Annotated in this window: 11 protein-coding genes and 2 tRNA genes; 4 read left to right on the top strand and 9 right to left on the bottom strand. The window is 69.9% G+C overall.

Features of this window, described 5'->3' with window-relative positions; translation table 11 throughout:
• Positions 1–36: 36 nt before the first annotated feature.
• Positions 37–2244 (top strand): thiamine pyrophosphate-dependent enzyme, encoded by a 2208-nt coding sequence (locus FHR21_RS19150; protein WP_184101269.1) that lies wholly within the window; start codon positions 37–39, stop codon positions 2242–2244.
• 112 nt (positions 2245–2356) lie between these two features.
• The gene (locus FHR21_RS19145) at positions 2357–3412 is read left to right on the top strand and encodes an ACP S-malonyltransferase (RefSeq protein ID WP_184101268.1); all 1056 of its coding nucleotides are present in this window, start codon (positions 2357–2359) and stop codon (positions 3410–3412) included.
• Between the two features lie 162 nt (positions 3413–3574).
• On the opposite strand, the gene FHR21_RS19140 is transcribed toward FHR21_RS19145, so the two are convergent.
• The 7 genes from FHR21_RS19140 to FHR21_RS19110 all read right to left on the bottom strand — a co-directional run bounded on the left by FHR21_RS19140 (position 3575) and on the right by FHR21_RS19110 (position 10560).
• Positions 3575–4228 carry a response regulator transcription factor gene (locus FHR21_RS19140; protein WP_338113228.1) on the bottom strand — a complete coding sequence of 218 codons (654 nt, stop codon included), beginning with the start codon at positions 4226–4228 and terminating at the stop codon, positions 3575–3577.
• Positions 4229–4373: 145 nt separating this feature from the next.
• Positions 4374–4449 (bottom strand) — tRNA-Glu (locus FHR21_RS19135).
• A gap of 17 nt (positions 4450–4466) precedes the next feature.
• Positions 4467–4542, bottom strand: a tRNA-Glu gene (locus tag FHR21_RS19130).
• 91 nt (positions 4543–4633) lie between these two features.
• On the bottom strand, positions 4634–6403 hold the full coding sequence (recJ, locus tag FHR21_RS19125; RefSeq protein ID WP_184101267.1) for a single-stranded-DNA-specific exonuclease RecJ: 1770 nt from the start codon (positions 6401–6403) through the stop codon (positions 4634–4636).
• A complete protein-coding gene (locus tag FHR21_RS19120; RefSeq protein ID WP_184101265.1) occupies positions 6400–7950 on the bottom strand; it encodes a PH domain-containing protein in 1551 nt (516 codons plus the stop codon). Before FHR21_RS19120 ends, recJ begins: the two co-directional genes overlap by 4 nt.
• Positions 7947–8477 carry a PH domain-containing protein gene (locus FHR21_RS19115; protein ID WP_184101263.1) on the bottom strand — a complete coding sequence of 177 codons (531 nt, stop codon included), beginning with the start codon at positions 8475–8477 and terminating at the stop codon, positions 7947–7949. Before FHR21_RS19115 ends, FHR21_RS19120 begins: the two co-directional genes overlap by 4 nt.
• Before the next feature lie 115 nt (positions 8478–8592).
• Entirely contained in the window at positions 8593–10560 is a 1968-nt protein-coding gene (locus tag FHR21_RS19110) for an alkyl/aryl-sulfatase (protein ID WP_184101261.1), read from the bottom strand.
• Positions 10561–10657: 97 nt separating this feature from the next.
• Between FHR21_RS19110 and FHR21_RS19105 the strand changes: the two genes are divergently transcribed.
• Complete coding sequence (locus FHR21_RS19105) at positions 10658–11143, top strand: flavodoxin family protein (RefSeq protein WP_184101259.1); 486 nt, start codon at positions 10658–10660, stop codon at positions 11141–11143.
• A gap of 184 nt (positions 11144–11327) precedes the next feature.
• On the opposite strand, the gene glpX is transcribed toward FHR21_RS19105, so the two are convergent.
• A complete protein-coding gene (glpX, locus tag FHR21_RS19100; protein WP_184101257.1) occupies positions 11328–12299 on the bottom strand; it encodes a class II fructose-bisphosphatase in 972 nt (323 codons plus the stop codon).
• 110 nt (positions 12300–12409) lie between these two features.
• Here glpX and FHR21_RS19095 point away from each other — a divergent pair, with 110 nt between their 5' ends.
• Positions 12410–12826, top strand: a complete 417-nt coding sequence (locus FHR21_RS19095; RefSeq protein ID WP_338113227.1) for a hypothetical protein — start codon at positions 12410–12412, stop codon at positions 12824–12826.
• Here the strand turns inward: FHR21_RS19095 and FHR21_RS19090 are convergent.
• Positions 12823–14142 (bottom strand): homoserine dehydrogenase, encoded by a 1320-nt coding sequence (locus tag FHR21_RS19090; RefSeq protein ID WP_184101253.1) that lies wholly within the window; start codon positions 14140–14142, stop codon positions 12823–12825. The genes FHR21_RS19095 and FHR21_RS19090 overlap by 4 nt on opposite strands.
• Positions 14143–14151: the final 9 nt, after the last annotated feature.

Here is a 14151-nt window from a genome sequence, read left to right as displayed (position 1 = left end):
TGGTTACGGGTGTAACCGGCGGCAAGGGAGACCGGCGTGGACGCGGCGCAGGCGGTGCATGAAAAATTCCTCGCGGCGCTGGCGGAGGGACAGCTCGCGCGCGGCGGCGACGCGCCCGACCCCGGCGCGGCGGGCCTGTCGCGCGCCGCGGCGACCGACATCTTCCTCTCGCAACTGACCAGCCGCCAGATGGACCGGCTGTCGCGCGCGCTTCAGGCGCGCGGCGAGGGCTTCTATACGATCGGATCGTCGGGGCACGAGGGCAATGCCGCGGTCGCGGCGGCGCTGCGCGTCACCGACATGGCCTTTCTCCATTACCGTTCCAACGCCTTCCAGCTCCAGCGCGCGCGACAGATGCCGGGGTTGACGCCGAACTGGGACATGCTGCTCAGCTTCGCGGCGTCGAGCGAGGACCCGATCTCGGGCGGGCGGCACAAGGTCATCGGGTCGAGGCCGCTCGCCATTCCGCCGCAGACCTCGACCATCGCCTCGCACCTGCCCAAGGCGGTCGGCGCCGCCTTTTCGATCGGCATCGCGCGGCGGCTCGGGCGGACCGGCCTGCCGCTCCCCGACGATGCGGTCGTGCTCGCGAGCTTCGGCGACGCCTCGGCGAATCACTCGACCGCGCAGGGGGCGTTCAACACCGCGGGCTGGGCGGCGTATCAGGGTTCGCCCATGCCGCTGATCTTCCTTTGCGAGGATAATGGCATCGGCATTTCGACGCGCACGCCGACCGGCTGGATCGCGGCGCAGTTCCGCCATCGCGCCGGGCTGCACTATATTTCGTGCGACGGCAGCGACCTCGTCTCGGCCTATGTTGGTGCGAAAGAGGCGGCGGACTTCGCGCGGCGGACCCGCAAGCCCGTATTCCTCCACATGGGCACGGTGCGCCTCTATGGCCATGCCGGCTCGGACGTGCAGGGCGCCTATCTGCCGAAAGCGCTGATCGAGTCCGACGAGGCGCGCGACCCGTTGCTCGCCGGCGCCGCGCTGATGGCCGAGCAGGGCTGGATGACCCCGGCCGAGATCGCCGACGCCTATGACGAGATCGGCGCCACGCTCGCACGGCAGGCCGAGGCGGCGATCCGGCGGCCGAAGATCACGACGACCGCGGGGGTGATGGCCAGCCTGATCCCGCCGAAGCGCGACGTCGTGCGCGCGAACACCCCCTCGGCCGAGGATCGCGCCGCGCTGTTCGGCGGCGACGCCGCGCAGATGGACAAGCCGCAGCATATGGCGCGGCTGCTGTCATGGGCGCTTGCCGACCTGATGCTCGCGCACCCGGAGATCGTCATCGCGGGCGAGGATGTCGGGCCGAAGGGCGGCGTCTACAACGTTACCGCCAAGCTCCACCAGCGCTTCGGCCCGGCACGCGTCGTCAACACCCTGCTGGACGAACAGGCCATATTGGGCCTCGCCATCGGCATGGCGCACAACGGTTTCCTGCCGATGCCGGAGATCCAGTTCCTCGCCTATGTCCACAATGCCGAGGACCAGATCCGCGGCGAGGCGGCGACGCTCAGCTTCTTCTCGAACGGGCAATATACCAACCCGATGGTCATCCGCATCGCGGGGCTCGGTTACCAGAAGGGCTTCGGCGGCCATTTCCACAACGACAACAGTCTCGCGGTGTTCCGCGACATTCCGGGCGTCATCCTCGCGGTGCCGTCGAACGGGCACGACGCGGTGGCAATGCTGCGCGAATGCGTGCGGCTGGCGCGCGAGGAGCAGCGGGTGGTCGTCTTCGTCGAACCGATCGCGCTCTACATGACCCGCGACCTCCACGCGGAAGGCGACGGGCTGTGGACCAGCGTCTACGAAGCGCCGGGCGACGGCGCGCCGATCCGGCTCGGTGACGCCGGCGTCCATGGCAACGGCACCGACCTCGCGATCGTCACCTATGGCAACGGCTATTATCTTTCGCGCCAGGCCGAAAAGCGCCTCGCCGCCGACGGGGTCAAGATGCGGGTGATAGATCTGCGCTGGCTCGGTCCGGTCGATGAAGAGAAGCTCGTCGAAGCGGTGGGCGATGCGAAACGCATCTTGATCGTCGACGAATGCCGCATCACCGGCTCGCAGAGCGAGGCGCTGATGGCGCTGTTCGCCGAACGCACGCCCGAAAAGAAGCTCGCGCGCCTCGCCGCCGACGACAGCTTCATTCCGCTGGGCAAGGCGGCGACGCTGACGCTGCCGAGCCGCGACACTATCGTGGCGGCCGCCCGTGAGCTTTTAACCAGAGGCTGATTCTCAAATCCGTTCGCCCTGAGCTTGTCGAAGGGCTGTCCTTGTTTTGAACCGAAGAGAGAAGGAAGAGAAGAACGGTGCTTCGACAAGCTCAGCACGAACGGAAGGCAGGATGACCGCGAATAAGAAAACCGCCCTCGTCGTCGCCCCCGGACGCGGCACCTATGGCAAGGGCGAGCTCGGTAGCATTGCGCGGCTGCATGGGCTCCGCTTTGCCGATCTGATCGCCGATTTCGACGCGCAGCGCCGCGATCGCGGGCAGCCGACCGTGACCGAGCTCGACGGTGCCGAACGCTTCAGCGTCGCGACGCACATGCGCGGCGACGTGGCGGCGCCGCTGATCTACACGGCGACCACGCTCGACTGGCTCAGCATCGACCGCGAGGCATTCGACGTGGTCGCGGTCGCGGGCAATTCGATGGGCTGGTACAGCGCGCTCGCGCTGGGCGGCGCGGTGTCGGTCGCCGACGGGTTTCGCATCGCCAATGCGATGGGGCTCAACAGCCAGACGCACGGGCCGGGCGGGCAGATCCTGCTTCAGATCGTCGATGCGGACTGGCGGCCGGTGCCGGGGCTGCGCGACGCGCTGCTCACGCTCGTCGCCGATATCGGCGCGCGGCCGGGCCATGCGCTCGCGCTGTCGATCGACCTCGCCGGGATGCTCGTGCTCGCGGGCAATGAGGAAGGCCTCGCCGCGCTGCTGGCAGAGGCGCCGCCGACGCCGGATCGCGAGCCGCTGCGGCTCGCCGGCCACGGCCCCTTCCACACGCCGCTGATGACCGGCAGCTCGGACAGGGCAAGGGCCGAGCTGCCGCCGTCGCTGTTTGGTCGGCCCGCGATCCCGCTGGTCGACGGACGCGGCCATATCTGGCGCCGCTTCGCGAGCGATCCGGCCGAGGTTTGGGATTATACCTTTGGCCACCAGATTCTCGCGCCCTATGATTTCGCGCTGTCGGTGCAGGTCGCGGTCAAGGAATATGCGCCCGACGTCGTCATCCTCCCCGGCCCCGGCGATACTCTGGGCGGCGCGATCGCGCAGGCGCTGATCGGCATCGGCTGGCAAGGGCTGGACGACAAGGGCGATTTCGTCGCGCGGCAGCAGGCCGACCCGGTCCTGCTTGCGATGGGCCGTCCCGACCAGCGCGCGCGGGTGACGGCGCGCGAATAGGGCCGGCCGGATTCGCCTCCGGCCGGCCCTGTGGGCGGCGCGGCCAGGTGGGAAAGGCCGCGCTGGTGAACGGTTGCGCCCATGGGGACCAACACAGGGGCTCTGCACCGTTCGAAATGCTTATAGGCGCCGCCGCGGCCATACGGTCGCGGCCGGCCGCCGTCATGCTCCATATCGGATCGAATCGCCCGCCGTGCCGCGTGCCTGCTCGGCGATGAAAGCGAGCCGCAGCAGTTCGGCGACATTGGCGGCGCCGGCGCGGCGCATGATGTTGGCGCGGTGGACCTCGACCGTGCGTGGGCTGAGGTCGAGCCGCCGCGCGATTGCCTTGTTGCCCAGCCCGGCGGCGATCGAGGCGAGGATGTCGCGCTCGCGCGGGGTCAGCGCGGCGAGCCGGGTCTCTGCATCGCGGTGCGCGGCAAGCGCGCGCCGCCGGTCCTGCCAGTCGCCGAGCGCGCGGTCGATCGTCCGCCGCACCAGCCGTGGATCGAGCGGCGCGGGGAGCAGGTCGTGCGCGCCGCTGCGCAGCACCGCACGCGATTCGGCGATACTCAGCCGCTCGGCGGCGACGAAGACGACCGCGCCGGGCTGCGCCGCGAGATGGTCGAGCAGCGCCGCGCCGCTCGTCGCTCCGGGCTGGTGCCAGCGCAGCAGCAGGATCGCCTCGCCCGCCTCGACCTGGGCGTCGAGCCAGGCGTCGGCGCTGGCGAAGGCGCGAACGACGCGCGTTCCCCCGGCGGCGAGCGCGCGGAAACAGGCGGCGCGCTCAGCCGCGTCGGGCAGGATCAGGTGGATATGGTCGCCGTTCTCGGTCACGTCGCGATGCTGCCGAAAGCGCGGCGGCGAACCTAGCCTCGATCCGCTCCCCTTCGGTGCCGAAATGAAGCGGACCGCCGCGTGGCGCCGCCGGTCGGCTTCATTGCAGGGGGGTCTTCGGGCAGACAGGTCGCATCATGCGCCATGGTGACCCCTACGGGACTCGAACCCGTGTTTTCGCCGTGAGAGGGCGACGTCCTGGACCGCTAGACGAAGGGGCCGCGCAGCCGATCGACGATGGTGACCCCTACGGGACTCGAACCCGTGTTTCAGCCGTGAAAGGGCCGCGTCCTAGACCGCTAGACGAAGGGGCCGTCGATCGGTGAAGCGGCGCCTTAGACGCGCGTGCGCGCGGGGTCAAGCGCGTGGGACGGCGGCGCGGGCAAAAATAACGCGGCGTGGCTTTCAATCGGCCCAGGCCGCATCCTCGAGGTGCAGTTCGGCGGCGGGGCGGCTGCCCCAGTCGTCGCGCCTGGCGCGCCCCGCGAGCCAGAGCCTGCGGCCGCCGCGCGCGTGGAGCAGCGCTTGGCCGAGCTCGGTCTCGGCGCTGCGGAAGGCGATGGCCTTGAAGCGCGCGCCGTCGTCGCCCGACACGATCAGCCGCACATGGTCGGTGCCGACCACCCCCGATTCGACGATCCGTACCGGCCCCGTCGCGACGCGCGGCGCGGGCCAGCCGGCGCCATAGGGGCCCGCGCTCTCGATCGCCTCGCACCACAGGGGATTGATCCCCTTGGGCGCGAGCACCGCATCGATCAGCAGCGACTTCGCGCCGCTCGCGCGTTCGACGTCGGCGGCGAGCCGGTCGTTGAGGAAGGCGCCGAGCGCATCGACCTTGTCGGCGGCGACGGTCAGCCCCGCCGCCATCGCATGGCCGCCGCCTGCGACGAGCAGCCCCGTCTCCTTCGCGGCGAGGATCGCGGCGCCGAGGTCGACCCCCGAGATCGAGCGGCCCGAGCCCTTGCCCACGCCTTCCTCATCGAGCGCGATGACGATCGCGGGGCGGTGGAGTTTCTCCTTCAGCCGCCCGGCGACGATGCCGATCACGCCGGGGTGCCAGCCCGCGCCCGCGACGATCGCGACGGGGGCGTTGGCGCAGGCGGCGCTCGCCGCGATCGCTTCGTCGAGCACCGCGGCCTCGATCGCGCGGCGCTCCTCGTTCAGGCGATTCAGCTCCTGCGCAATGTCGGCCGCCTCCTGCGGGTCCGCCGTGGTCAGCAGCCGCACGCCGAGGTCGGATTTGCCGACCCGCCCGCCGGCGTTGATGCGCGGGCCGAGCGCGAAGCCCATGTCGCTCGCGCCCGGCGGCCGGGTCAGCCGCGCCGCGTCCATCAGCGCCGCAAGGCCGATATTGCCGCGCCGCGCCATGACCTTCAGCCCCTGCGTGACCAGCGCGCGGTTGAAACCGGTCAGCCGCGCGACGTCGGCGACGGTGCCCAGCGCGACGAGGTCGAGCAGTTCGATCAGCGCCGGTTCGGCCCGCGCCGCGAAGAAACCGCGCGCGCGCAGGTCACGGAGCAGCGCCGCGCCGAGCAGGAAGGCCACCCCGACCGCGGCGAGATTGCCGTGGATCGCGGCGTCGGCGTCCTCGTCGAGCCGGTTCGGGTTCACCACCGCAAAGGCTTGCGGAAGGGTGGTCGCGCATTGGTGGTGGTCGACGATGATGACCTCGACCCCCGCCGCCTTCGCCTCGGCGATGGCGTCGAACGCCTGCGCGCCGCAATCGACGGTGACGATCAGCCGCGACCCGGCCTCGCCGATCCGGACCAGCGCCGCGCCCGAGGGGCCATAGCCTTCCATCAGCCGGTCGGGGATATAGGCGCCGACCGGCACGTCGAGCGCGCGGAGCAGCCGCACGAGCAGCGCCGCGGAGGTCGCGCCGTCGACGTCGTAATCGCCGAAGATCGTCACCGCCTCGCGGGCCTCGACCGCATCGGCGAGCCGCGCGGCGGCGGCGTCCATGTCGCGAAAGATCGACGGGTCGGGCATGAAGCCGCGCAGCGTCGGCGCGCGCTGGCGCTCGATATCGTCGCGCGCCACCCCGCGTGCGAGCAGCAACTGGGTGACAAGATCGTCCGGCGCCAGCCCCTCGCCCGCCATGTCGGCGCTGGCGCGGCGCCACTGCCACGGCTGGCCGAGGATCGACCGGTCGATGCCGAGCGCGGCGCCGCTCATGGCCGGGTCCGCGCGGCGAGGATGCGGGTTCGCAGCGCCTCCGCCACGTCGCGCGGGATCGCGGGAATCTCGTGGCTGCCGAGCGAGCTGCCGCCCGGCACGCCGAAGACCAGCGTCGCCAGCCCGAAGCGGCGGAGGATGAAGTCGATGCTGAGGTCGGCGCTCTGCACCGAGGCGAAGGGAAGCAGCGTCGTCTTGGGCTTGAGCCAGCCGCTGCGGATCGCGACCATCTCGCCGATCTCGGTCCAGCCATGGAAATGGGCGCTGATCCACGCGCCGGCGGCGATCGGCAGCGCGGCGGCGAGTGCGATCCAGCCGAGCGGCTGGCCGAAGGCGATCGTGCCCGCCCCCCCCAGCGCCGCGATGCCGGCGCCGACGAAGCCGCCGAGCGCGACGATGCGGTGGCTATGCTGCCAGGGCTGCTCCGCGGGCGGCCGCGCCATGCCGATTTCGGCCAGAACCGGGTCGATCTCCGCCAGCCGGCCGAAGGGAACGACCTGATGGTCCTTCTCCTTCTCGCCGTCGCTCGCCAGGCCTTGCAGGCGCAGCTCGTGCCAGCCGAAGCGCTGGCGCAGCCATCCGGTGACGAGGATCGCCGCCTGCACCCGCCGCACCGGCAGCGCGACGTCGGTGCGCGTCGTCAGCCCGCGGGTGCGGCGCAGCGCGCGCGGCTCGCGGGTCAGGCGGAATCCCCAGTTGGCGAGCATCATCATCAGCACCCCGCTGGCGAAACCGATGAAGAGCAGCGAGACCAGCGCGCCGACCCCGGCGACCCAGCGATGCGCGACGACCCATTGCTCGAGGCCATAGCGCTCGGCAAGGTCGAACCAGTCGACCGGATTGAAGATGTTGAAATCGAAGGGCAGCAGATTGTCGAAAAGCTGCATCGCGGCGCCGACCACCGCGAGCGCGGCCAGCGAGAAGTTGAAAAGGCCGGCGACGAACAGCCGCTGCGGCGTCATCGCGAACAGCAGCCGATCCTCGCCCACGGGTTCGGCGGCGTCGGTCGCTCCGCCCTCTGCCGGCGCGATAGCCGCGGGCGCCGCGCCGCCGCGATGCGCGCGGATCGTCTGCCGCAGGGCCTGGGCGGCGTAGAGCCCGATCGAATCGAGCCGCGCCTCGTCCTTCGTGTCGCCGCCGGCACCGGTCTCGAACCCGACCTTGGCGATGCCGAGCGCGCGCGCGATCAGCCCCTGCTCGATGCTGACGTCTTGGATGCGGTCGAAGGGGATGGTGCGGTGCTGGCGCGCGAAGATACCGCTTTCGATCGCGATCTGGTCGGCGCCGACGTGGAAGCGAAAGCGAAGCCAGCCAAACCAGGCGGCGGCGAGCGAGAGCAGCAGGAAGACGCCGAGTGCCGGCAGCACATAGATCCATTTGCCCGCGATGCCGATCGCCGCGAGCGCGGGTAGGAAATTGACCGTGCGCGGCCCCAGCCTGACGATCGAAAGCGCCAGCGTCGCTGGGTGCAGCCGCTGCCAATCGGCATCGGTACCGACATCGACGGATGCAGCGTCGGAGGAAAGGGCAGCGCTGCCGTCGCTCATGCAAAGTCGGTCTGGATATGACGCCGGATCGTCTCGCGCATCGCGGCGGCCAGATCCGACCGCAGCCCCGGCAGCATCACCGTGCTGTTGTGGGTGCCCGAGGTGTGGACGATCAGGTGCGACAGGCCGAACCAGCGCTCGACCGGTCCCTGGCCGACGTCGATATGCTGGACGCGCACGAAGGGGACGATGGTGTCGGTGCGGAATAGCCAGCCGCGCGCGACGCGAAGCTGTCCCTCGCCGATCTTGAAACCCCAGCGCTGGGCGCGGCGCGCCGGAAAGGTCACGACCGCGATCGCGCCGAGCAGCCAGGAAAGCCCGGTCAGCAGGCCATAGGGACCGCCGATCTCGCGCACCACCATCAGGTCGAGCATGGTCGCCGCGATCGCGATCGGCAGCGCGTTGAACAGCGTCTTGATGCGCAGCACATGGCCATAGGCCGGATCGACCGGATCGAGCCCCTCGACGGCGTTGAGCGCCTGGGCGGCGAAGGGATCGACGGGGTGCGCGGCGGCGGTCTCGGTCATCCCCCCTCGATAGTCCGCCTTCCCCTCGGGTCCAAGGGGCTTTCAGACGGCAGCCGAAAATGGACGCGGCGGCGATGGACGGATCAGCGGTGCCGTTCCACGAATCCCGCAGGCCCTATGGCACAACGATATTGAAGCGCGGGTCGGCGCGCGGGTGGAGCGCGAACCACGACAGGAAGGCCGCACGGTCGCCGTCGATACGGATCGCGCCCGACTGCATCAGCGCGGAGAATTGCGCCTGACCCAGCATCACATCGTCCAGAGTCTTGCGGTCGACGGTGATGGTTGCGGTCGGCGCCGCGTCGGTGACGCCGTAGCGCGGGAATTCGACCCCGCCCTCGACGACCACCGCGACCGCCTCGTCGCTGTCGGGCAGCACGAACTGGAAGACGCCGTTCAGCGCCGATCCCCTGGCGGCGTCGAAGCGCGTCGCGAGCGCATCGAAAAAGACCGATGTGGGAATCGCGCTGATGAAGCTGCGGCTCTGCCCGTTGCTCGTCGCCGCGGCGACCTCGGTGCCGCGCAGGCTGGCGGCGGCGGCGAGATAATAGTTGCGCCACGCCCCCGACTCCGCCTGATAGCCGAGCTGGTCGTAGGCCGAGGCGAGCGCCGCGCGCGCATCCTCGTCATCCGGCTCGGCAAAGACCAGCTTGTTCAAAAGCTCGGCCGCCCAGCGATACTCCCCGGCTGCAATCGCCGCCTTGCCCGCCGCGCGCAGCTTGTCGGCGCCCCCCGCCAGCGCGACATATCTGGGCGCCGACTGCTCGGGCGGCAGCGGGTTGAAATTGGCCGGATTGCCGTCCCACCAGCCGAAATAGCGCTGATAGGTCGCCTTCATGTCGTGGTTGAGCGTGCCGTAATAATCGCGGGTCGAAAAATCGCGCGCCTGCACCGGCGCCTCCGCCGTCTGGTCGGCCAGTTCGTGCAGGGTCGCGCCGCGATTGGCGAGGAACAGGGTACGATCGTGGACATAGCGATAGGCGTCGCGCTGGTGCGTCAGCAGCGTCTTCACCTCGCCCGCGCCCCAGGTCGGCCAATGGTGCGATCCCATCGCGACCTCGGCCTGGCCGCCCCATTTCAGCAGCATCGCGTCGATCACCTTCGACCAGCGCAGGGCGTCGCGCACCTGCGCTCCGCGCAGCGTCAATATATTGTGCAGATTGTGGGTGACGACCTCGGTCGTGTGCAGCGCCTTGTAGGCGGGGATGTAAAAGACCATTTCCGCCGGCGCCTCGGTGCCGCCCGCGTCCATGAAGTCCATCGTCAGCCCGTCGACGGTCAGCGTCGCGCCCTTGGCGGGCACCGTCTCGGTCGGCTCCATATAGCCGATCGTCCCCGACGACAGCTTGGGCCCCAGCCCGGTGTCGACCTGCCCCGTCGGCCCCGGCGCCAGGATCGCCCCGAACATATAGAGCGCGCGCCGCCCCATCGCGCCGCCGGCGAGGACATTCTCCGCCGTGGCTTCCTCCGAGAATCCGTGCGGGGCGATGATGCGGATATGCTCCTTCGCCACCTGTTCCGGCGTGACGATACCGCCGACGCCGCCGAAATGGTCGCTGTGGCTGTGCGAAAAGATCACCGCCCTGATCGGCCGCTCGCCCGATTTCGCCTCGACGCTATCGGCGAACAATTTCCATCCCGCCGCCGCCGATTCTTCGGACAATAGGGGATCGACGACGATCCAGCCGGTGTCGCCGCGGATGATCGTCATGACCGAAATATCATAGCCGCGGACCTGCCAGATCTTGTCGGGCACCACCTCGAACAGGCCGTGGATCGCGTTGAGCCGCGCCTGCCGCCACAGCGAGGGATTGACCGTATCGGGCGCCTTGTCCGCGTTCAGGAAAGCATAGGCGCGGCGGTCCCAGACGATGTGGCCGTCCTTGCCGGTAATCAGCCCGTCGGTAATCTCGGCGATCTTGCCGCGCGAGGCATTCTCGAAATCCTTGGGGTCATCGAGCGGCAGCCGCTTCGCCAGCTCGGCCTGCGCCGCGCGCGTCGCTTCGCTCGCCGCATCTTGCGCCGCGACGCCCGGCGCCAGCAGCAACATCGGAAGCGCCATCGCCATCCACGCCTGTTTCATCGCATTCCTCCCTGTTTCGACCTTGCTTGCGCCGCGCCTGTTGGCTTGGCAAGCGAAGGCTCGCCGCCGGCACGCCGGCGGGATAAGGGATAAAGGGATGGCAGACTGCAAACTTCTTATCATTTGGCACAGCCGTACCGGCGGCAGCGCGGCGCTCGCGCGGGCAGCGGCGGACGGGGCGGGGGAGGCGGCGGTGCTGATGGCGGCGGACGATGCGGCACCGGCCGATCTTCTGGCCGCCGCCGGCTATCTGTTCGTCGGCCCGGAAAATCTCGCCGCGCTGTCGGGCGCGATGAAGGAGATGTTCGACCGCTGCTATTATCCCTGCCTCGGCCGGATCGAGGGGCGCGCCTATGCGACGATCATCTGCGCCGGCTCGGACGGCGAGAACGCCCAGCGCCAGCTCGACCGCATCGCCACCGGCTGGCGGCTGCGGCGCGTCGCCGACCCGATGATCGTGAACACCGCCGCGCAGACCCCCGAGGCGATCCTGGCCCCCAAGACGATTCCCGCCGACCGCCTCGCCGAAGCGCGCGACCTGGGCGCGGCGCTGGCGGAGGGGCTGGCGGCGGGGGTTTTCTGAAGCCGGCGGTTATGGGGTGGGACGCCGCCATACCCCGGCTTTTGTCATTCCCGCGAAAGCGGGAATCCAGTGTGAGGTCAGCTTACGCACGCTCTGGATTCCCGCTTTCGCGGGAATGACAAGGTTATGAAATGCCGATCGTCGCCTTCGGTCGATTCCCGCCGTTTCGCCCTCCCGGCGACCCTCACCCGATCCGGTGTTCGCCCTTGACCCAGCGCACCGTGCCCGACGAGGCGCGCATCACGACGCTTTCGGTGGTGAGGATACCGCCGCGGCGGTGCTTGACGCCGCGCAGCAGCGATCCGTCGGTGACGCCGGTCGCGGCGAAGATGACGTCGCCCTTCGCCAGATCGCCCAGATCATAGATGCGGTCGAGGTCCTCGATTCCCCATTTGCGTGCGCGCGCGCGCTCGGCGTCGTTGCGGAAAATAAGGCGGCCCTTGAACTGGCCGCCGACGCAGCGCAGCGCCGCGGCGGCGAGCACGCCCTCCGGCGCGCCGCCCGATCCCATATAGATGTCGATATTGGTTTCGGGGTTGGTCGTCGCGATCACCCCCGCGACGTCGCCGTCGGGGATCAGCGCGACGCCGCAGCCGATGGCGCGCAGCTCGGCGATCAGCGCCTCGTGGCGCGGGCGGTCGAGGACGCAGACGATGATGTCGCTCGCCGCGCAGCCCTTCTCGCGCGCGACCGCCTCGACATTCTCGCGCACGCTCTTGTCGAAATTGACGATGTCGGGCGAATAGCCGGGGCCGACCGCCAGCTTGTCCATATAGACGTCGGGGGCGTTGAGCAGGCATCCCTCCTCGGCGATCGCGAGCACCGCGAGCGCGTTGGGGCCGGCCTTGGCGGTGATCGTCGTGCCCTCGAGCGGGTCGAGCGCGATGTCGATCTTCGGGCCCTTACCGGGGGCGCCGCCGACCTTCTCGCCGATATAGAGCATCGGTGCCTCGTCGCGCTCGCCCTCGCCGATCACGACCGTGCCGTCCATATAGAGGTCGTTGAACGCGGCGCGCATCGCTTCGACCGCGGCCGCGTCGGCGGCCTTTTCATCGCCCCGGCCGATCAGCTTCGCGGCGGCGACCGCCGCGGCTTCGGTGACGCGCACCATTTCGAGCACGAGCACCCGGTCGAGGTTGTTGCCGGTCGTCGTCATCCGATACCCTCCGTCTTTGACTTGTCCGCCCGCTGGGGCATGGTGCGCGCCATATGGCCGCGCGCTTCGCTTGTCGAGAATGCTTCGCCCGATTCATCGGGCCGCTGGCCGTGCCGGCGATTCTGCTTGCGACCATGAGCGCCGCGGCGGCGCAGACTGCCGACACGCCGGTTGCCGACGCGGACGAGGCGATCGCCCGTTCGCACGCTCTCACCGACCCGATCAGGCGCTGCAAGCCTGCCGCCGATGGATCGATCGTCGTCTGCGGCAGCGACACCGAACGCTATCGCCTGACCCCCGAGCAGCGCGCCATTGCGGGGGTGGGCAAGGAGGCGCCGCCGAAGCTGCCGCGCGCCGAGGCGAAGGCGATGAGCCTCGACCGGCTGCCCTATAACTGGATTTCGATCGGCGGCCGCTATCCGCCCGGCCCCGAATATAATGCGCTCTTCGAAATGGTGAAGGAACGCACCGACCCCGAAACAGGCGAGCCTGCGGTGGCCGAAGAGGCGGAGGCGGCGGCGCCCTAAAGCGCGAGGATCGGCATGTGCATCGGCGCGCCGACGACATGGTCGGACGCAGCGAGCGTATCGAGCGCGGCGTCGATCGCGCGCGCCGGGCCTTCGTGGGTGACGAGCGCGATGACCACGCCGCCGCCTTCCTCGTCGCCGCGCTGGATGAAGCTTTCGATCGACACGCCGGCGTCGCGCATCGCCGTGGCGATCTCGGCGAGAACGCCGATGCGGTCCTCGACGACCAGCCGCACATAATGTTTGCCGACGCGCGCGCCGGCGTCGGCGGCGGGCGCCTGGTCGAGCGCCTCGACCGGCATGGCGAAGGCGGGGCCATATTCGTCGCGCGCGATGTCGATGATGTCGGCGACGATCGCCGACGCCGTCGGCCCCGCGCCCGCGCCCGCGCCCTCGAAGAAGAGGCGGCCGACGAAATTGCCCTCGGCGACGACGGCGTTGAGCGCGCCGGGGACATAGGCGAGCGGATGGTCGGCCGGCACGAGGCAGGGCTGAACCTTCTGATAGAGGCCGCTCGCATCGCGCTCGGCCATGCCGATCAGGCGGACGCGGTGGCCGAGCGCCTCGGCTTCGCGGATATCAGCGGCGATCAGGTTCCGGATTCCCGTCGTCGCGACCGTATCGATGTCGAGCTTCGTCCCAAAGCAGAGCGCGGCGAGGATCGACAGTTTGTGCGCCGCGTCGATGCCGTCGACGTCGAAGCTCGGGTCGGCCTCGGCATAACCCTCGGCCTGCGCGGCGGTCAGTGCATCGGCGAAGCTCGCGCCCTCGCGCTCCATCAGCGTCAGGATATAATTGCAGGTGCCGTTCAATATGCCATAGACGCGCGCGATCGCGTTCGCCGAGGCGCCTTCGCGGATCGCCTTGATGACGGGGATGCCGCCTGCGACCGCGGCTTCATATTTGAGCGGCGTGTCCTTTTCCTCGGCGAGCTGGGCGAGGCTCAGCCCGTGATGCGCGAGCATCGCCTTGTTCGCGGTGACCAGCGCCTTGCCCGCCGCGAGCGTCTGGCGCGCGAGGGTCAGCGCCGGGCCGTCGGCGCCGCCGACCATCTCGACGACGACATCGACATCGTCCGCCGCGACGAGTGCGCCCATGTCGTCCTCCCAGCGATAGGGGGAAAGGTCGATACCGCGATCCTTGTGCCGGTCGCGCGCCGAGACCGCGACGATCTCGATCGGCCGCCCGGCGCGTCGCGCGATCAGATCGCGGTTCGTCTCGAGCAGGCGGACGACGCCGCCGCCGACGACGCCGATCCCGGCCAGCGCGACGCGCAGCGGCGGGCGGGGGGCGGTGGGGGCGGGCGATGGCGACATGCGGACACT

Origin of the sequence: Sphingopyxis panaciterrulae (assembly GCF_014199295.1) — a bacterium.
In the GTDB taxonomy this organism is placed as follows: domain Bacteria; phylum Pseudomonadota; class Alphaproteobacteria; order Sphingomonadales; family Sphingomonadaceae; genus Sphingopyxis; species Sphingopyxis panaciterrulae.
Note: the sequence above shows the minus strand (reverse complement) of the source record. Positions and strands in the feature narration are given on the sequence as shown.

Bases quoted from the DNA above. Each gene is read 5' to 3' on its own strand.
- FHR21_RS19145 (WP_184101268.1), top strand. From the start codon at position 2,357: ATGACCGCGAATAAGAAAACCGCCCTCGTCGTCGCCCCCGGACGCGGC.
- recJ (WP_184101267.1), bottom strand. From the start codon at position 6,403: ATGAGCGGCGCCGCGCTCGGCATCGACCGGTCGATCCTCGGCCAGCCG.
- FHR21_RS19120 (WP_184101265.1), bottom strand. From the start codon at position 7,950: ATGAGCGACGGCAGCGCTGCCCTTTCCTCCGACGCTGCATCCGTCGAT.
- FHR21_RS19115 (WP_184101263.1), bottom strand. From the start codon at position 8,477: ATGACCGAGACCGCCGCCGCGCACCCCGTCGATCCCTTCGCCGCCCAG.
- FHR21_RS19110 (WP_184101261.1), bottom strand. From the start codon at position 10,560: ATGAAACAGGCGTGGATGGCGATGGCGCTTCCGATGTTGCTGCTGGCG.
- FHR21_RS19105 (WP_184101259.1), top strand. From the start codon at position 10,658: ATGGCAGACTGCAAACTTCTTATCATTTGGCACAGCCGTACCGGCGGC.
- glpX (WP_184101257.1), bottom strand. From the start codon at position 12,299: ATGACGACGACCGGCAACAACCTCGACCGGGTGCTCGTGCTCGAAATG.
- FHR21_RS19090 (WP_184101253.1), bottom strand. From the start codon at position 14,142: ATGTCGCCATCGCCCGCCCCCACCGCCCCCCGCCCGCCGCTGCGCGTC.